The sequence below is a fragment of the Nocardia sp. NPDC004654 genome (assembly GCF_040609595.1).
GTDB lineage: Bacteria > Actinomycetota > Actinomycetes > Mycobacteriales > Mycobacteriaceae > Nocardia.
On sequence record NZ_JBEXKI010000002.1, the window covers coordinates 804,135 to 820,815 of the forward strand.

General features: G+C 69.7%; 15 protein-coding genes. 5 read left to right on the plus strand and 10 right to left on the minus strand.

The window, feature by feature from the left end; all coding sequences use genetic code 11:
• Window positions 1-35: 35 nt before the first annotated feature.
• On the plus strand, window positions 36-2,120 hold the full coding sequence (locus ABZV58_RS09480; protein WP_354999874.1) for a CocE/NonD family hydrolase: 2,085 nt from the start codon (window positions 36-38) through the stop codon (window positions 2,118-2,120).
• A gap of 3 nt (window positions 2,121-2,123) precedes the next feature.
• Here ABZV58_RS09480 and ABZV58_RS09485 read toward each other — a convergent pair whose 3' ends face one another.
• Window positions 2,124-2,552 carry a nuclear transport factor 2 family protein gene (locus ABZV58_RS09485; RefSeq protein ID WP_354999662.1) on the minus strand — a complete coding sequence of 143 codons (429 nt, stop codon included), beginning with the start codon at window positions 2,550-2,552 and terminating at the stop codon, window positions 2,124-2,126.
• 79 nt (window positions 2,553-2,631) lie between these two features.
• Here ABZV58_RS09485 and ABZV58_RS09490 point away from each other — a divergent pair, with 79 nt between their 5' ends.
• The 3 genes from ABZV58_RS09490 (at window position 2,632) to ABZV58_RS09500 (ending at window position 5,872) form a co-directional block, all read left to right on the plus strand.
• Entirely contained in the window at window positions 2,632-3,132 is a 501-nt protein-coding gene (locus tag ABZV58_RS09490) for a helix-turn-helix domain-containing protein (protein WP_354999663.1), read from the plus strand.
• Between the two features lie 191 nt (window positions 3,133-3,323).
• Window positions 3,324-4,943, plus strand: a complete 1,620-nt coding sequence (locus ABZV58_RS09495) for an ATP-binding cassette domain-containing protein (protein WP_354999664.1) — start codon at window positions 3,324-3,326, stop codon at window positions 4,941-4,943.
• Window positions 4,944-5,080: 137 nt separating this feature from the next.
• Window positions 5,081-5,872 (plus strand): methyltransferase domain-containing protein, encoded by a 792-nt coding sequence (locus ABZV58_RS09500; RefSeq protein ID WP_354999665.1) that lies wholly within the window; start codon window positions 5,081-5,083, stop codon window positions 5,870-5,872.
• Window positions 5,873-5,972: 100 nt separating this feature from the next.
• On the opposite strand, the gene ABZV58_RS09505 is transcribed toward ABZV58_RS09500, so the two are convergent.
• The 9 genes from ABZV58_RS09505 to ABZV58_RS09545 are packed head-to-tail and all read right to left on the minus strand — an operon-like array spanning window position 5,973 to window position 14,857.
• Complete coding sequence (locus ABZV58_RS09505; protein ID WP_354999666.1) at window positions 5,973-7,151, minus strand: acyl-CoA dehydrogenase family protein; 1,179 nt, start codon at window positions 7,149-7,151, stop codon at window positions 5,973-5,975.
• The gene (locus tag ABZV58_RS09510; RefSeq protein ID WP_354999667.1) at window positions 7,148-8,521 is read right to left on the minus strand and encodes an FAD-binding oxidoreductase; all 1,374 of its coding nucleotides are present in this window, start codon (window positions 8,519-8,521) and stop codon (window positions 7,148-7,150) included. Before ABZV58_RS09510 ends, ABZV58_RS09505 begins: the two co-directional genes overlap by 4 nt.
• Window positions 8,518-8,931 carry a hypothetical protein gene (locus ABZV58_RS09515; RefSeq protein WP_354999668.1) on the minus strand — a complete coding sequence of 138 codons (414 nt, stop codon included), beginning with the start codon at window positions 8,929-8,931 and terminating at the stop codon, window positions 8,518-8,520. The genes ABZV58_RS09510 and ABZV58_RS09515 overlap by 4 nt, the downstream gene beginning before the upstream one ends.
• Complete coding sequence (locus ABZV58_RS09520; protein WP_354999669.1) at window positions 8,928-9,251, minus strand: hypothetical protein; 324 nt, start codon at window positions 9,249-9,251, stop codon at window positions 8,928-8,930. Before ABZV58_RS09520 ends, ABZV58_RS09515 begins: the two co-directional genes overlap by 4 nt.
• Window positions 9,248-10,546, minus strand: a complete 1,299-nt coding sequence (locus tag ABZV58_RS09525; RefSeq protein WP_354999670.1) for an ATP-grasp domain-containing protein — start codon at window positions 10,544-10,546, stop codon at window positions 9,248-9,250. The genes ABZV58_RS09520 and ABZV58_RS09525 overlap by 4 nt, the downstream gene beginning before the upstream one ends.
• A 16-nt stretch (window positions 10,547-10,562) precedes the next feature.
• Window positions 10,563-11,606: an FAD-binding oxidoreductase gene (locus ABZV58_RS09530; protein WP_354999671.1), complete on the minus strand. Its 1,044-nt coding sequence runs from the start codon at window positions 11,604-11,606 to the stop codon at window positions 10,563-10,565.
• 1 nt (window position 11,607) lies between these two features.
• Window positions 11,608-13,152, minus strand: a complete 1,545-nt coding sequence (locus ABZV58_RS09535; RefSeq protein WP_354999672.1) for a class I tRNA ligase family protein — start codon at window positions 13,150-13,152, stop codon at window positions 11,608-11,610.
• Window positions 13,149-13,565 carry a cupin domain-containing protein gene (locus ABZV58_RS09540; protein WP_354999673.1) on the minus strand — a complete coding sequence of 139 codons (417 nt, stop codon included), beginning with the start codon at window positions 13,563-13,565 and terminating at the stop codon, window positions 13,149-13,151. Before ABZV58_RS09540 ends, ABZV58_RS09535 begins: the two co-directional genes overlap by 4 nt.
• Window positions 13,562-14,857: a SidA/IucD/PvdA family monooxygenase gene (locus tag ABZV58_RS09545; RefSeq protein WP_354999674.1), complete on the minus strand. Its 1,296-nt coding sequence runs from the start codon at window positions 14,855-14,857 to the stop codon at window positions 13,562-13,564. The genes ABZV58_RS09540 and ABZV58_RS09545 overlap by 4 nt, the downstream gene beginning before the upstream one ends.
• A 202-nt stretch (window positions 14,858-15,059) precedes the next feature.
• Here ABZV58_RS09545 and ABZV58_RS09550 point away from each other — a divergent pair, with 202 nt between their 5' ends.
• Window positions 15,060-16,664 carry an ABC transporter substrate-binding protein gene (locus ABZV58_RS09550; protein ID WP_354999675.1) on the plus strand — a complete coding sequence of 535 codons (1,605 nt, stop codon included), beginning with the start codon at window positions 15,060-15,062 and terminating at the stop codon, window positions 16,662-16,664.
• The last annotated feature ends 17 nt before the right edge of the window (window positions 16,665-16,681 follow it).

Genomic DNA, 16,681 nt, shown 5'->3' on the forward strand with positions numbered 1-16,681 from the left:
CTATCGTCCCAGTCTGTCTCATGTGACCGGTGACGATGGAAAGGGCAGGGGTGGCCAGGACATTGCAGCCGAGGGGGCTGTCGGGCTCGATGATCAGGTCGGTGGTCGGGGCGTTCGCTGTCGTGCTGGCGGTGGTCGCGATCGGGGCCTATCATCCGGCGTCGGAACAGCCGGATCTGGCGGCTCTCGCCGACCGGTGGACCGAACTGCACGACGGCCCGCAGCCGTACTCGGATGTGGACATCCAGTGGGACGTTCCCATCGAGATGAGCGACGGCGTCGTCCTCAAGGCCAATGTGTACCGGCCCTCCCAGACCGGCGGCGCGCCGGAGTCGCGGCCGCTGCCGACGATCGTGAACCTCACGCCCTACACCAAGCTGATGACGAATCTCATCGATTCGGCGTTGGCGGTGCCGGGGTTGCAGCAGCTCACGATGGATTTCGTGGGACGGCAGAACTTCTCGGGGACGCCCATCAGCGGTTTCGAGGATCTGCTGCACGCGCTGGACGGCGGCACGGTGCAGACCGTCCTCGGCATCGATCGCAAACTGATCCGCAGCGGCTACAACCTGGTCGTGGTCGACGTCCGCGGCACCGGATACTCGCAGGGCAGCTGGGACACCCTCGGCGCCCGTGAACAACTCGACACCCGCGAGGTCATCCAATGGGCCGCCGGTCAGCCCTGGTCGAACGGCGACATCGCGATGAGCGGCGGTTCGTATGCCGGGATCAACCAGCTGCGCGCCGCCGAGGACGCCCCCGCGCCGCTGAAGGCGATCTTCCCCGTGGAACCGGGCAGCGATCTGATGCGCGACGTGGTCGCGCCCGGCGGCGGCATCGGCACCATGTTCCTTCCGATGTGGCTCAGCAACGTCAACCAGCTCAAGCTGATCCCCGACGTGGCCTCGATGCTCAACGGCAATTTCGACTGGGCGTGGTTCCGCGAGCGAGTGTCGGACCCGAACACCAACTTCGACCTGCTCGCCCAGGCGCTGACGACGCCGTCGCTCGACGATGTGCCGCCCGCGCTGGCGGCCGCGCTCGATGCCGACAGTCCGTTCCGGCAGGGCATTCTCGGGCATCCGGAGCGAGTGAACGTCCCCGCCTTCGTCTACGGCGGCTGGCACGACATCTTCGCCAACAGCGCGACCAAGCTGTACAACGCCATGCCGCTGCCCGACAACCAGAAGAAACTCGTCGTCGGCGACACCTACCACGCCAATCCTGGCGCGGGAACCGGTGTGCCCGGCGCGCCGCCCCGGCTGGACGTGCTGCAGCGCGCGTGGTTCGACCGGTGGCTCAAGGGCATCGACAACGGTATCGACGGCTTCGGACCGATCGTGGTCTGGGAGCAGGGCGGCGGCTGGGTCACCTTGGAACGCTTTCCGCGGCCCGGCGTCGTGCACCGCCGCGTCTACCTGTCCGCGGCGCCGAGCGGCACCGCCGAGCACGTGCAGTACGACGGCTCGCTGATCCACACTCGCCCCGCCGACGCGGAAACGCTCACCATCGCGCCGGGCCTCACCATGATCTGCTCGCGCGACACCGCCCAGGGATCGGCGGGCCTCAGCGCGGTCCTGGACATGTGCGCAAAGGACTCCCGCATCGCCGAACGCAACGCGCTCACCTTCACCAGCCCGCCGGTCACCGAGCCGACGGTGATCTCCGGCCCGATCAACGTGCACCTCAACACCGTGCACGACGCCATCGACGGCTACTGGAACGTCACCGTCAACGATGTGGCGCCCGACGGCACCTCACTGGTCCTGACCACCGGCCAGCTGACCACCTCGATGCGCGCCGTCGACGAGGCGAAGAGCGAGCGGTCGCCCTCCGGCGACTACTCCGCGCCGCACAACCCGATCACCCTGGACAGCATGCTGCCGGTCACGCCGGGCGAGCCGATCGCGCTCGACATCGCCGTCATCCCCACCCAGGCGGTGCTGAAGCCCGGACATCGGCTGCGGGTCGACGTCTTCGCGGGCAACCCGCCCAAGGGGCTACCGTTCCGGCCGATGCTCAACAACACCGAACTCAAGCCGCAGCTCTTGGCCATCGATCCGGACAAGCCGAGCTACATCAATCTGCCGACCGATCGTCCGCTTCAGGCGAACCCTTAGGTATCAGGCGGCGGCGGGTGCTTCGGCGCTTCGTGCCCGCCGCATCACCGCCGGGTAGCGCAGCAGGCCGGGGCCGAGCTTGGCGGCGAGGAAACTGATCGCGAGCCAGGGGCGCAGGTGCGGGTCGAGTCTGCGGATGCGCCCGTCCTCGGACAAGTCGAGGACCATCGCCTCGGTCATCCGGAACGGGCCGACCTTCGCCTCGGCGAGCAGCACCCGGCGCGGACCGTCGCCGATCCGCGCGGTCCAGCGCAGGCCGGAGACGCCGCGGTAGACGACCGTCAGCAGGATGCGCAGGTCCTCGTGGCCGCGGAAGACGAGGGTGCCCGAGATCGGCGAACGCAGTTCGGCGTCCGGGGCGAGGGTGTCCATCAAAGCATCGATATCGGCGGTCTCGGTCGCCGCGCAGAACTGGTCCACCACATCCGACATGTCGTCGCACCCTTCCGTTGGTCGATGGGTGTGAACGTAACCGAGTCGCTTGTTTTTTGCAACGGACTAGGATGGGGCGGTGGCCAAGGCTGACCTTTCCGAGATCGTCTGCTCGATCGCCCGCACGCTGGACGCGGTGGGGGAGCGGTGGACGCCGCTGATCTTGCGTGACCTGTTCGTCGGGATGACCCGCTTCGAGGACATCCGGCGCGATCTCGGCATCGCCTCGAACGTGCTCGCTGCCCGGCTGGACACGCTGCGGGCGCACGGCATCGTCGAATCGCGGGTCTACCAGACGAATCCGGTGCGGCGGGAGTATCTGCTCACCGCCAAGGGGCGCGAGCTGTACCCGGTGCTGGCGACGCTGATCGCCTGGGGAGACAAGTGGAGCGCGGGGCCCGAGGGGCCGCCGGTGGTCTCGGTCCACCGCCCGTGCGGGCGGCGCACTTCGGGTGTTGTGGTGTGCGAGAAATGCGGGGAACCGCTCACCGCGGAGACGGTGCGATGGGAGCCGGGGCCCGGCGCGCGGCGGGGGCCGGGGACGATGCTGGTGGGCGATTTCATCGCGGCCGCAGAATGATTCGCGCCAGAGAGGAACCGGTATCGCGGCATTGTGAGCGAAATAGCACTGGCGCGATCACCGGCTGTATGGCTAACCTGGACCAGTCTTGTCCCCGGCGATCGGAGCGTGTGTTGATCTTCTCGAGGTAGCGCCTTCGGGCGGCCCGCATCTTGCGCGCCGCGTTTCCGTCGCAACCTCAGGGGTTCCGCATGACCTTTCTGTCTCTTTCCGATCTCACCTTTTCCTGGCCGGACGGCACTCCGGTGTTCGAAAGCCTCGGCGCGGTGTTCCCGGCCGGACACATCGGCCTCGTCGGCGTCAACGGCGCCGGGAAATCCACATTGCTGCGCCTGATCGCCGGTGAGCTGACACCCGCGCGCGGATCGGTCACGGTGTCGGGACATCTCGGCTACCTGCGCCAGGATCTCGGGCTGGCCGACGGTCAGCGGGTCGACGCGGTGCTCGGCATCGATGCGGTGCGAAAAGCGCTGCACCGCATCGAATCCGGTGCGGGCGACGAGCGCGATTTCGAGACCGTCGGCGCCGCGTGGGATGTCGAGGAGCGCGCCGTCGCATTGCTCGGCAGGCTCGGGCTGCACTACGTCGCGGATTCGGCCGAGGGACTCGACCGCAGGCTCGACACCCTCTCCGGCGGTGAGACGGTGCTGCTCGGTCTGGTGGCCGAGCTGCTCGCCGAGCCCGATGTATTGCTGCTGGACGAGCCGACCAACAACCTGGATCACGTTGCGCGCGAACGCCTCTACGAGGTGATCGGGCAGTTCTCCGGCACGGTGCTCACGGTCAGCCACGATCGCGAACTGCTCGAGCGGATGGACGCCATCGCGGAGCTGCGGGCCGGCGAGCTGCGGCTGTTCGGCGGCAACTACGGCGACTACGAGCGCATCGTCGAGGCCGAACAGCAGGCGGCGCGGTCCGCGGTGCGCGAGGCGCGCAACGATGTGCGCAGGCAGGCGCAGGAACTGGCCGAGACGCGCGTCAAGCTCGACCGCAGACAGCGCTACGCCAAGAAACAGGCCGACAACATGCCGAAGATCCTCGCAGGGGCACGCAAACGGGCGGCGCAGGTGTCGGCGGGCAAGCTGCGCAACACCCACATCGAGCGGCTCGACACGGCCAAAGAACAGCTCCAGCAGGCGGAGGAACTCGTCCGCGACGACAAGGAGATTCGCATAGATCTGCCCGGCACCCGGCTCTACCCGGGGCAGGAGGTGCTCGCGCTGGACGAGGTGACGCTGGCCTGCGGGCCGACGGTCACGCTGCGAGTGTCGGGACCGGAGCGGATCGCGCTGACCGGACGCAACGGCATCGGCAAGTCGACGCTGCTGCGCCGGATCGCGGAAGCGCCGCCGAAGGTGCCGTGGCGGATGCTGCCGCAGCGGCTGGATGTGTTCGACGGGAGTCGTTCGGTGTTCGAGAACGTGTCCGCCGCCGCGCCGCACGCGACGCCGCTGCAAGTCCGGTCCCACTTGGCGCGCTTCCTGTTTCGCGGTGGCGACGCCGACGTCGTGGCGGGCGCGCTGTCGGGAGGCGAGCGGCTGCGCGCCGCCCTCGCCATGCTGCTGCTCGCCGAACCCGCGCCGAAACTGCTGCTGCTCGACGAGCCGACCAACAACCTCGACCTGCCCAGCCTGCACCACCTCACCCAGGCGCTGGCCGGATTCGAGGGCGCGCTGATCGTGGTCAGCCACGACCCGCGCTTCCTCGACGACATCGGGGTCACCCGGCGGCTCGAACTCACCGGGGACGGGCTGGTCGACGCCGAGAGGGTCGTGGAGGAAGACGTGCCGGAAGAGGAGCCGACGGCCTGACATGCGCGCCTTTGCGCCGTACGGCAAGACGCGGTGTCTCAGCCGGGCGGCGGCCGATAGCGAGCGCCGTGAACAGTGGTGGTGGCGAGCGCTTCGCTCGGAGCCCGGCTCCGATCCGCCGGTCGTAGGATCGGGGAATGGTGGGCGAGCGGCGGGCGCGGTGGCTCGGTGTGGAGTACGCGGAGACTTCCGCGCATCACCGCGCGGTGGACGAGTGGTTTCTCACGCGGATTCGGCCCGAGCCGGAGGACACCGTTGTCGATCTCGGGTGCGGTAGCGGGGAGTTCACCGCCGTGCTGGCGGAGTCGGTGCCGCGTGGGCGGGTGATCGGAGTGGACGAGGATCCGTCCATGCTCGCGGCCGCGGACCGGTATTCGGCGCCGAACTTGGAGTTCGTGCGTGCCGCCGCCACCGAGTTCGATCGGCAGCTCGAGCCGGGCGTCGCGGATCTGGTGGTGAGCCGGTCCATGCTGCACTGGCTCGCGGTCGCGGACTATCCCGCGGTCTTCGGCGCGGTGTATCGGACGCTGCGACCGGGCGGCTGGTTCCACTCGGAATCCGGCGGCGCGGGGAATATGGCGGGCCTGATGGCGCTGCTCGAGCGCATCGCGGTCGCCAACGGGCTGCGACCGCCCAGGCCGTTCCCGGACGCCGGGACCGTGTTCGACATGCTGCGGACCACCGGATTCGACATCCCGGCCGACGGCGTCCGCACGGTCGCCCAGCTGCGCCCGTTCACCCGCGCCCAGCTCGCCGACATGTTGCGCACGACCGCGTCGATATCCCTCACCCGGCAGGCCGATGCCGCCGACGCGCACCGCCTGGTCGACGAGCTCGTCGCCGCCACCGACGAACTGCTCCGCCCGGACGGCACCTACGACCAGACCTTCGTCCGCCTCGAGATCCTGGTCCGCCGCCCCTCGGATTGACTCGCCTCCCACCATTCGTCTACCGGCGCGAGAAATGGTTTCGCCGGAGAGAAATGGCGGCTCCGGGCCCCGCCATTTCTCTTCCGAATTTCGTTGGCGTTCAGCTCACCACACCGAGGCAGAGCTTGAACGAGGGCGTGCCGCCCATCAGGTACGCGCCCGCGGACTGGAGGATGCGGTCCTGGGCGACGATGTGCTGGCACATGGTGTTGGTGTCGCGCAGCCAGCGGTCCAGCGGGGACGGTCGGTAGATGGCCGCCGTCTGACGCAGGTCGTAGAGGCGGCCGACGATGGTGCGGGCGGTGCGGAACGCGTGCAGGCGCGAGAGAGGCAGCGCGGTGCGTTCGGTCGGGGTGAGTTCGTCGAGCGTGCCGCCCGCCGCGAGGATCTCCCACTGGCGGCGCAGCGCCGCGTAGACGCCGGAGCGTGCGGCGTGCAGTTCGGCCTCGCATTCGGCGATGGTCACCTGGACGCGGTAGTCGTCGGACTTGGCGGCCGATTCGGCGCGCGCGTAGTCCAACGCGGCCCGCGTCACGCCCAACGGTACGGCGGGCATGTTGCGCATGTGCACCTCGGGCTGACCGAGCGGGCCGAAACCGTGGCGCACGGAAGCGAATTCGAGCGTGTGCTCGTCGGGCACGAACACCTCGGCGATGCGGTAGTCGCAGCTGCCGCTGCCCGCGAGGCCCGTGGTGTGCCAGGTGTCGACGACCTCCACCTGCGCGCGCGGCACCATGAACAGCCGCGAATCCGGTGCGCCCGACGCGTCGCGCTCGGGTTCGCCGTCGCACACGACGAACGCGCCGGACACCACCCAATCGGCGTGCGTGATGCCGCTGCCGAACTGCCAGCGTCCGCTGAGCCGGAACCCGCCGGGGACGCGCTCGGCGCGGCCGGTCGGGAACAGCAGGCCCGCGGTCACCATGTCCAGGCTCGGGAACATCTCCTTGGCGACCGGCTCGTCGAGGAACCTCGCGTAGAGGCCGGTGTCGGAGCCGATCATGGCGCACCAGCCGACCGAGGCGTCACCGTAGGCGAGCGCCTCGACCACCTCGGTCTGCTCGATCGAGGTGAGTTCGGGCCCGCCCCAGTCGCGGGCGAACGCCATGCGGAAGACGCCCGCGTCGCGCAGCAGTTCGACGATGTCGGCGGGCAGGCGGCGCGCGGCCTCGATCTCCTCGGCGCGTTCGCGCAACCGGGGCGCCAGCGCCTGGGCGCGGGCCAGGATCTCGGCGCCCGCGCCGAGCGATGTGGTGGGTGGTTCGTCGACGAGGGTCATGCCTGGGTCTCCTTGCTGGGTGCGGTGATCGCCTGGGGGAAGCGGAAGAAGCCGTCCGGGTCGTACCGGTGCTTCACCCGGGCCAGGCGGGCGTGGTTGGGTCCGTAGTAGGCGGACAGGTCGGTGAGGGCGGGGTCGGTGAAATTGACGTAGGCGGCGTCGGTGGCGTATCCGCCCAGCTCCGCGTAGAGGCCGTCGAGCCATTCGAGGTTGCACCACACCGTGCGCGCCGGGTCGGTCGTGCTCCACGAGGTGTCCATGGAGACGAGGAACAGGGTGTCGCGGTGCGGGAAAGCGGTGTCGCCGACGGGGATTCGGTTGATTGCGCCACCCCAGGTGAACAGCGCGACGCCCGCGCCGTCGGGGTTGGCGCTGCCCGGCCAGCGATCGAGGGCATCGACGAGGACGTCGATCCCGGCCTCGGTCAACGGTTTCGGCGTGCACCGGGTGCGCACCGCGAACGGGTCGCCGGACGTCTCGTGGTGCAGGAAGTCCTTGGCCTGCCAGTAGTCTCGGTCGGCGATGTCGACCCGGCGCGGTGTCGCGGTCGCGAGCGCGGGGCCGAGCAGCTCCTGCAATTCCGTTGCGGGACCGAGGTGCTGGCCGATCACCGACACGACGCCGGGATCGTCGCCCGCGCGGCTCGCGCCGATGCGCGCCGCGAATTCGTCGGGCGCGGCGGCCATGATCTCCTGCATGACCGCGAGCACCCGCCGGGCGTCGCGCCACTCCCACAGCAGCAGGCAGGTCGAGCTGGGCACCGTGTCACGGGCCTGGAACGTGAACGACGTGTTCACCCCGAGGTTTCCGCCGCCGCCACCGCGACAAGCCCAGAACAGGTCCGCGTTCTCGCGGGCGTCGCAGCGCAGCGTGCTGCCGTCGGCGAGCACGATCTCGGTCGCCACCAACGCGTCCGCGGTGAGCCCGAACGCGCGTGACACCGCGGCCACGCCACCACCGAGCACCAAGCCGCCGATACCGACTTGATTCGAATTGCCCAGCGGCACCGCGAGATCGTGCTCTTGCAGCGCGGCGTACACCGCACCGTTGGTCGCGCCGCCGCCCACGGTGATCAGACCGTTCGCCGGATCGACCCGCACCGCGCCGAGGCCGCGCAGGTCGAGCACCAGCCCGGTGCCGACGGAATGGCCCGCGTAGCTGTGCCCGCCGCCGCGCGCCACCAGCGGCACGTCTTCCTCGCGCGCCCAGCGGATGGCGCGCGCGACATCGGTGGCGTCGCGGACCGACAGCACCGCGCTCGGCCGAATGTCGGCATAGCGCTTGTTGAACGGGACGCTGACCGCTTCGAAGCCGTCGTCGCCGGGGTAGCGCACCGTCCCGGCGTCGAGGCGGTCCAGGCTCGCGATCATCGGCCGACCTCGGCTGAAGTCGCGTGGCCGTACGCGGCGGCGGATGAGAGGTCGGGCGTACCGCGCCCGATCGCCGCCCACCGCCGGTCGGCTCCGGTGCCGGGCAATGGCACCTGCCGCGGGCCGACACCGTGGAGATCCTCGGGCTGAGCCGGATTCGTCCGGCGCTGCGCATCGTGGCATGTCGACACCGGCATGGCCGGACCCGGACGTGCGATTGCGCTGCCGGACAGGGCAACTCGCAGATCCAGGTCGAACTGACTGCGCTCTGCCGCATCGGAAGGGGCTCGCCCGGTCGATGACGAGCTCGCGTCGGTCTCGTTGCCGGACAATGCCGATGCTCTATGCGAGTCGATACCGGCGGACCCGTCCCACGATCGCACGCCGAACCGGCGCAGCAGCCGGTTCATCGGATCTCCTCCAGAAAGGAGATCCCGCTGCTCGCGTTGGGCCCGTAGCGTTCCCACTCTTCGCGCAGCCGCAGCGGTCCGCCGTCGGAGGGCTCCGGTTCCGAACGGGTGAAGCCCGAGACGATGTCGCCGCCGTGCAGCACCATGGTGTAGGCCAGGTGCAGCACCCCGTCGGCGTCGCACAGACCATTGAGCGCGCCGCGGCGCACCTTGCCGCCCGCGAAGGACGCCCACACCAGATCGCCGCGCTGGAAGTAGCGCGCGACGACCCCGTCGTCGCTGTCCGGGTTGCGGAACCGGCGGCCGTCGTAGTTGATCATTTGTCGGCGTCCAGGAGTCCGGCGGGCAGGGTGAACGCGGCGCCGGGCGCGAGCGGCTCCAGCGGATCGCCGACCAGCTCTACCGAAGCGCTTGCCGCCTTGAGCAATTCGGCGCAGCGCGGCGCGTCGGCGGCTTCGCACACGACGAACGAGTGGCGGGCGATGTAGCCGCCGGGCGGCAGCCGCAGCTCCGCGCCGGGCTCCACCATCGCGGCGGCGGTGACCAGACCGGGGGCGTGCTCGGGCACCGTCACCGAGCGCACGAGCGTGTCGTGTTCGGGGTAGCCGAAGCGGATGCCCGCAGCGGCCTTGCGGGTGGGACTGGTCGAGGGGCGGTGCCCGGTGGCGACGTCGACGAGCACCTCGCCGGGGTCGATACCGGTGGCGATCTTGCCCAGGAACGGGATCAGATCGCCACCGAGGCGGCCGTTGACCTCGATGATCAGCGGCCCACGCGCGGTCAGCCGCACCTCTGTGTGCGTGATGCCGTTCTCCACCCCGAGTTCGCGGTGCGCGGCGGCGAGCGTGCCGATCAGTGCCTCGTCGTCCAGCAGCGGGTCGGCCGCGTCGACCAGATGACCCAGCTCCTCGAAGTAGGGCTCCAACCCGGTTCGCTTGCGCGCCAAGAACATCGGCAAGTACTCGCCCTTGTAGACCGCGGCGTCGACGCTGATCTCCGGGCCGACCGCGAACTCCTCGACGATGGCGGTGCCGCGGAACGGTTCGTCGCCGATGGCGCTCGCGCCGGTGGCGGTGGCGAAGGCGGCGTCGAGTTCGGTGCGGTCGGCGGCCAGCACCACGCCCATGCTCGCGCCGAGCGCCTGCGGCTTCACCACCACCGGGTAGCCGATGCGGTCGGCTGCCGCCCGCGCCTGCTCGAGCGTGCCGGTGAGCTCGAAACGAGGTTGCACCAGCCCGGCGTTGGTGAGCACCGCGCGGGTCCGGTTCTTGTCGCGGCAGCCGCGCACGCCGGTGGCGGTCAGGCCGGGCACGCCGAACTCGTCGGCCAGGTCGGCGGCGGGCTGGACCAGCGGCTCGTCCCAGCACAGCACGCCGACCACCCGCCTGCGGGCGGCCACCGCGCGCGCCTCGGCGGCCAGCAGGGCGTGGTCGAAGACGTTGGCGACCACGATCTCGTCGAAATAGGCGTGCTGCCAGGTGGGTTCGATGTTGTTGAGCAGCACCAGATCCAGGCCGCGGGAGCGCGCCCGCGCCGCGACCGAGCGCACCAGGTATTCCCGGTACAGGCGCAGTCCACTGCCGATCACCAGCAGCACGTCGTTGGTGGGGGTCATGATGGTTCCTTCCGCATCAGGCGGCCGGTCGGTCGGCCGCGAGTTCGACGAGGTGGTCGGCGACCAGCGGTGCGGTGCGGAACCCGTCGCCGCCGGTGGCGGCGCGGGCAAAGACCGCGGGTCCCGGCCGGGCGAGTGTGGCGCCGCCGGTCGCGGCGTCGACGGTGTAGTGGCACTGTTTGACCGCGGCGATGCGGTACCGGTGCGCGTCGGGGAGCACGTGCTCCACGTAGTCGGTTGCCGCATAGAGACTTTCGGCGTCCGTGCCGACGTCGTCCACGGTGCGGCAGAGCCGGGAGGAGCTGAGCTTGAGCAGGGTGCCCGCCCCCGGCGGCATGAGCCAGCCGGTGCCGTCCGCGCCGATTCGCCCGGCGCTGGGCGCCTGCTCCCACCACGCGGCCAGATCGGCGGGCGGGCGCAGGTAGACGGTGGTCTGCCGGTGCAGCACGGTCGGCACGTCGACGAGTTCGCCCGTCCACGCCCCGGTCGCCAGCAGTACAAGATCACCGCTGAGTCGCGCGCCGTCGCGCAACCGGAGCCTGGCGGCGTCGGTGTCCACTTCGACCACCTGCCGCCAGGGCAGCAGCGTGACCGCGGGCTGCGCGCGCAACCAGCGCGCGGCGGCGTGCAGCACCCGTTCGGCGAGCAGCACGCCAGCGTCGGCCTCCAGTAGTCCGTAGTGACCCGAAGGAAACACGATGTGGGGCAACGACTTCGGCTCGACGACACGCACCGGCAACCCGCTGCGGCGAGCCTCCGCCAGGGCGAAGTCGATCGACGCGGCGGACCAGCCGGTGACCACTCCGATACGCCGGTAGAAGGGGCCACCGAGCAGTGCTTGCAGCCGCAGCCAGCGCCGGTGCAGTTCCGCGGCGGCCGCGGTCCCGCCCGGGTCGCCAGGGCTCAGCGCCCGCACCGCACGGTGATGATCGAACGAGCTCGACGCCGGGTTCGGGATCGGGCCTCGATCCACCACCGTGACCCGGTGCCCGGCCCGCGCGCAGCGCACGGCCGCGATCAGGCCGGTGACACCGCCGCCCGCGATGACGACGTCGGTCATGTCAGCCCCGCACCGGATGCAGTCGGGGCAGCCGGACTGGTTCGATCACGGTGCGCCGCGCCACTTCTCGCAAACCGGTTCCCGGCAGCATGTCCGAACCCGCCAGCGCCGCCTCGGCTAGATCGACGAGCAACGGTGCGGCGCAGCGCACCAGCACGTCCACCTCATGGCAGAAGTCCCCGCCGTCGGCGACCGGCACGCGATCCAGCCGGGCCAGCTGCTGGGTCAGCGTCTCGGCGATCCGGTGCAGGCTGAAGCCGGGCAGCTCGTAGGCGACCTCGAACCGCTCGACCATGCGCAGCGCATCGGACCTGCCCCGATCCGAGATCGGCAGCGCACCGCGCCACACCCAGTCGTCGGCTTTGGCGGCCACCCGATTCCACGGCTCCACCAGCCGGGTCTTGCTCAGCGCGACCAGTTCGTCGTGGCTGAAGCTGGTGCGCTGGAATTCCGGGCTGTTGCACGCGAGGTGGAAGCGGATCAGGTCGCGCGGCGCCCGCGCCGCCAGGTCGCGGCCCCACACCAGGTGTCCGCGGCTGGTGGAGAACTTCTCGTGGCGCAGCTCGTAGAACTCGTTGGTGAGGAACAGTTTCGGCAGCGCGTAGTCGCCGAGGGCGAGCAGCATCGCCAGCCCCGAGATCCCGAACGGATGGATGTTGTCGATGCCGAGGAAGTACACGACCTGCGCCGCGGCCTCGGGACGCCACAGCGCGTCCTCCGAGTTCGGCTCCATGCCGCGGTTCTCGGCCGCGAGCATCGAGCAGTACATCGTCCAGGCGACCGGCTCGGCGTTCGGATTGACCACCTGCCCGGGCAGCTCCGGCGCCGGGATGCCCCAGGAGATCGGGTAGGTCACCGGGAAGTCCGGCAGCGGACGGTTCAGCAGCTCGGCGACCACCTGCGCCGCGTGCGGGCGCAGCAGCCCCGCGGCCTCGGTGAAGTGGGCGCGCAGCCGCTCGCGGTAGTCCTCCATGGGGAGGACGAGCACCTCGACCTCGCGGATCTCCAACCGCTCCTCGGGGTTTCGCGTCGAGCGCGGATCCAGCAGTTCGCCTGCGGTCACCGCGTGCCCGCAGTTCTCGCACAATCCGGCGCAGCTGTCGGCGAGGCAGACCGGGCAGCCGCCCGCGACGTGCCCGTCCACGAGGTATTCGCCGGTGCTCGGTGCGTACGGGAACGGCATCGGCCGCAGCCGCAGCGCGCCTTTGGCACGCAGCTCGGTGACGACCCTGGCGACATAGGAGGTGAAGCGCCGCTCCCATCCGGTGAAGGCGTCGACGGCGATGCCGAGCGCCGCCAGCGTCGCCTCGACCTCCTTGGCCGAGCGCTCGACCAGCGCCTGCGGCTCGAGGCCGAGGCGGTGCGCGGTGGTGGTGACATAGGTGGAGGTGTCCTGCACGCCGGTGCCGAACAGCACCTGCCCGCCCGTCGCTCGGGCGTAGCGGGTGTAGACGTCGGCGGCGAGGAAGGGACCCGCGATATGGCCGAGGTGCAGGTCGCCGTTGGCGGTCGGCGCCGGGGAGATGACGACGGTGGGGCCGTTCACGATGTCACCGAATCTTTCTGCGGCACAAGGTTGCTCGACTTGCGTGATGGCTCCGTCGTATGCCTGCGCACGAATTCGGCCGACATGTCGGTGTCCCACCAGATCGCGTACCACTCGAAATCGGCGTCGCCGACGTTACGCACGTGATGGGTGGTGCCGGGAATCAGGTGGGCGAGGTCGCCCGCCACGAATTCGCGCCGCTCGCCGTCCACTTCGAGGACGGCGCGACCGGTCATCGCGATGAACAGTTCGTACTCGTGGTGGGCGTGCGCGGTGGAGACGTCGCCGGGACGCAGCACGCACCACGCGCCCTCGAACGGCGCGTTGAGCGCGGGCCAGGGCAGCAGCCGCTCGGAGGCGACGCCGTAGGCCTCGGCCAGGCCGTCCCGGTTCAGGCTGCGGATCTCGATCATGCCGTGCGGCTTTCCGGGAAGGCGCCCGCGGTGACGTGGCGGCGGTCGAGGATGTCGTCGACGATGTCCTGCGAGCGGTGCGCGAGCACGCTGATCAGGGTGTCGGAAATGCCGTGCGTCTGTTCGTTGACGCCCTGCAGATACACCGCGCCCCAAGCGGATTCGCCGAGATCGAGGCGGTAGCGGCGGCTCACCGAGACCTCGTCGAGCCCGAGTTCGTCCGCGAGATCACGAACCAGCGTGGGCATCGTCTGCTCGTATCCGGTGCCGAGCAGCACCACGTCGCAGCGCAGCGGCTCGACCTTGCCGTTCTTGCGGTCGCGCAGCTCGAGCACGACGTCGTCGCCGTCCATCCTGGCGCCGGCCACCTCGGTCATCGAGCGGACCGTCGAGCGCTCCCGGCCGAGCATGCGCTGCTGGTAGAGCATGGCGTAGAGCTCGTCGAGGAAGGGTGGGGCCAGGCCCGCGTAGTTGGTCAGGTGCACCTCGTCGAGGATGCGACCGCGCACGTCGGCCTCGGAGTGATAGAACTCGTCGACGAAGGACGGGAAGAACAGCTCGTTGACGAACTTGCTCGTCTGGTAGTTCTGCAGGCCGATGGACCGCATGACGATGGTCGGCGCGCTCTGCGGCAGATCGGTGTGCAACGCCATGAACATCTCCGCGGCGCTCTGCGCGCCGCCGATCACGACCGGGCGGATCGGCCGGTCGGTCGGCAGCTGCGCGACCCGGGTGCAGTACTGGGTGCTGTGAATCACCCGGTCCTCGGGCAGGTTTCGGAAGACCTCGGGGATGTGCGCGTCGCGGCCGGTGCCGATGACCAGGTCCCGGCAGTCGACGGTGTCGCCGTCGGCGAGGGTGACGGTCCAGCCGACGAGCCTGCCGTCGCTGGTGCGCCGCGGCGCGATCGCGGTGACGCGGGCGTCGTAGCGCACTGCGACTTGCTCCAGCGAATGCGCGACCCACTGCTGGTATTCCGACAGCTCCCAGCGGTAGGGGTTGAAGGTGGACAGGTTGACGAACTCGTCCAGGCGCCTGCGCTCGTACAGGAAGTTCAAGAAGGAGAACCGGCTGCGCGGATTGCGCAGGGTCACCAGGTCTTTGAGGAACGACACCTGGCTGCGCGCCCACGGGAGCAACAGGTTGCGCTGCCATTTCACGTCGGGGTGCTGTTCGAGCAGCATGGTCCGCTGGGCCAGCCGCGGCGCGTCGGATTCCTCGAGCGCGACGGCCAGCGCGAGGTTGGCGGGTCCGGCGCCGATGGCCAGGACGTCGACTTCGTGATCGCTCACATTTCCACCTGAGTCTCGATGGGTATCAGTTGCTCCGATCCAGTGAATGCGCTGCGTGAGTTGACCGAAACCCGCGCGCCGATCCGCACGACAACCTGTCGACAGCGGGGCCGTTCGGCCGGTCTGTCGCGCCTGACAGTCGATTGAAGGTTTCTGCGGCACAGCACTGCCGATCAATTTCGCGCTCTGCTGAGCTGGCCAGATGAGCACCTCGACCAGATCACTAGCGCTGCGCGTCGCCGCGGGGATCACCGCCGTCGCGTCCGCCGCGTTGCTCACCGTCGCCTGCGGCGGCGATCCCACCGCGAACTCTTCGGATCGAGACATTCTGAGCTACAACGGGACCGAGCCGGAGAACCCGCTGATCCCGGGCGACGCCACCGAACGCGACAGCGTCAAGATCGTGAACGCGCTGTTCACCGGGCTCGTCGAATACGACACCGCCACCGCCGAACCCCGCAACGCGGTGGCCGAATCCATCGTCACCGCCGATTCGCGCGTCTACACCGTCACCCTCGCCCCGGGCTGGACCTTCCACGACGGAACACCGGTCACCGCACAGAGTTTCGTGGACGCCTGGAACTACACCGCATTCGGTCCGAACGAACTACAGGGCGCCACGTACCTGTCGCACATCCAGGGTTACGAGGCGCTGCGAGATGGTTCGGCGACCCGGCTCTCGGGTCTGCGGATCCTCGACGATCGCCGGTTCGAGGTCACCCTCTCGGCCCCGTTCTCGGCGTTCCCGACCCAGCTCGGCTACGCGGCGTTCTTCCCGCTGCCGAGCAGCTTCTTCGCCGACCGAGCCGGGTTCGAGGCCGAACCGGTCGGCAACGGCCCCTTCCGTTTCGTCTCGCACACCCCGGGCGAGAACATCGTCGTGCACCGGTACGAGGCCTACGGCGGCACGCGCAAGCCGCACATCGAGGGCGTGGAGTTCCGGTTCTACAAGGCGCTCGAGGACGCTTATGCCGACGTGGTGGCGAACGAGCTGGACTATCTCGACTTCGTCCCCGCCGACGCGCTGGCGGGCGGCCGGTACAAGTCCGAGTTGTCCGGGCGGAACCTGTCGCACACCTACCTCGGCGTGCAGTCCGTGTCCTTCCCGCTCTACGATCCCAGGTACGCGGATCCGCGCTTGCGGCAGGCCATTTCGATGGCGATCGACCGGAAATTCGTGGTGGACACCGCCTTCGACGGCGACAAGCTCGTGGCCGACGGACTGGTGCCGTCCACGGTGCCGGGGTACGTAGCCGGGCAATGTGGGGAACTGTGCGAGTACCGCCCCGAACGGGCGCGCGAGTTGTTCGAATCGACCGGCTTTCAAGGGCCGATCGAACTGACCTCCAACGACGACTCGGCCAACCAGGTGTGGATGGACGCGGCCTGCACGACGATCAGCAGGGCACTCGGCCGCGAATGCCGGTACGCGCCAGTGCCGACATTCGGCGAATTCCGGACGCTGATCAACGACCGCCGCATGTCGACGATCTTCCGCTCCGGCTGGGTCGCCGACTACCCGTCCATCGAGAACTTCCTCAACCCCATCTTCCGCACCGGCGCCGCGGTGAACGGCACCGGCTACTCCAGCCCGGCGGTCGACGCCCTGCTCGCCGGCGCGGACGCCGCACCCGCCGAACGCGAGGGCTGGGTGCTGTACCAGCGGGCCGAGCGGCAGATCCTCCAGGACATGCCCGCGATCCCACTGTGGTTCCAGAAGGTTCAGTCCGGCTGGTCGAACCGGACCAGGGACGTCGCCGTCTCGCAGCTGCTGCAACTGGATCTGTTCGCGGTGCGGGTGGACTGAGCGGAAACGACGAAGGC

Coding starts and splice junctions, on each gene's coding strand:
- ABZV58_RS09480 (WP_354999874.1), top strand. CDS start 36: ATGGAAAGGGCAGGGGTGGCCAGGACATTGCAGCCGAGGGGGCTGTCG.
- ABZV58_RS09485 (WP_354999662.1), bottom strand. CDS start 2,552: ATGTCGGATGTGGTGGACCAGTTCTGCGCGGCGACCGAGACCGCCGAT.
- ABZV58_RS09495 (WP_354999664.1), top strand. CDS start 3,324: ATGACCTTTCTGTCTCTTTCCGATCTCACCTTTTCCTGGCCGGACGGC.
- ABZV58_RS09500 (WP_354999665.1), top strand. CDS start 5,081: ATGGTGGGCGAGCGGCGGGCGCGGTGGCTCGGTGTGGAGTACGCGGAG.
- ABZV58_RS09505 (WP_354999666.1), bottom strand. CDS start 7,151: ATGACCCTCGTCGACGAACCACCCACCACATCGCTCGGCGCGGGCGCC.
- ABZV58_RS09510 (WP_354999667.1), bottom strand. CDS start 8,521: ATGATCGCGAGCCTGGACCGCCTCGACGCCGGGACGGTGCGCTACCCC.
- ABZV58_RS09515 (WP_354999668.1), bottom strand. CDS start 8,931: ATGAACCGGCTGCTGCGCCGGTTCGGCGTGCGATCGTGGGACGGGTCC.
- ABZV58_RS09520 (WP_354999669.1), bottom strand. CDS start 9,251: ATGATCAACTACGACGGCCGCCGGTTCCGCAACCCGGACAGCGACGAC.
- ABZV58_RS09525 (WP_354999670.1), bottom strand. CDS start 10,546: ATGACCCCCACCAACGACGTGCTGCTGGTGATCGGCAGTGGACTGCGC.
- ABZV58_RS09530 (WP_354999671.1), bottom strand. CDS start 11,606: ATGACCGACGTCGTCATCGCGGGCGGCGGTGTCACCGGCCTGATCGCG.
- ABZV58_RS09540 (WP_354999673.1), bottom strand. CDS start 13,565: ATGATCGAGATCCGCAGCCTGAACCGGGACGGCCTGGCCGAGGCCTAC.
- ABZV58_RS09550 (WP_354999675.1), top strand. CDS start 15,060: ATGAGCACCTCGACCAGATCACTAGCGCTGCGCGTCGCCGCGGGGATC.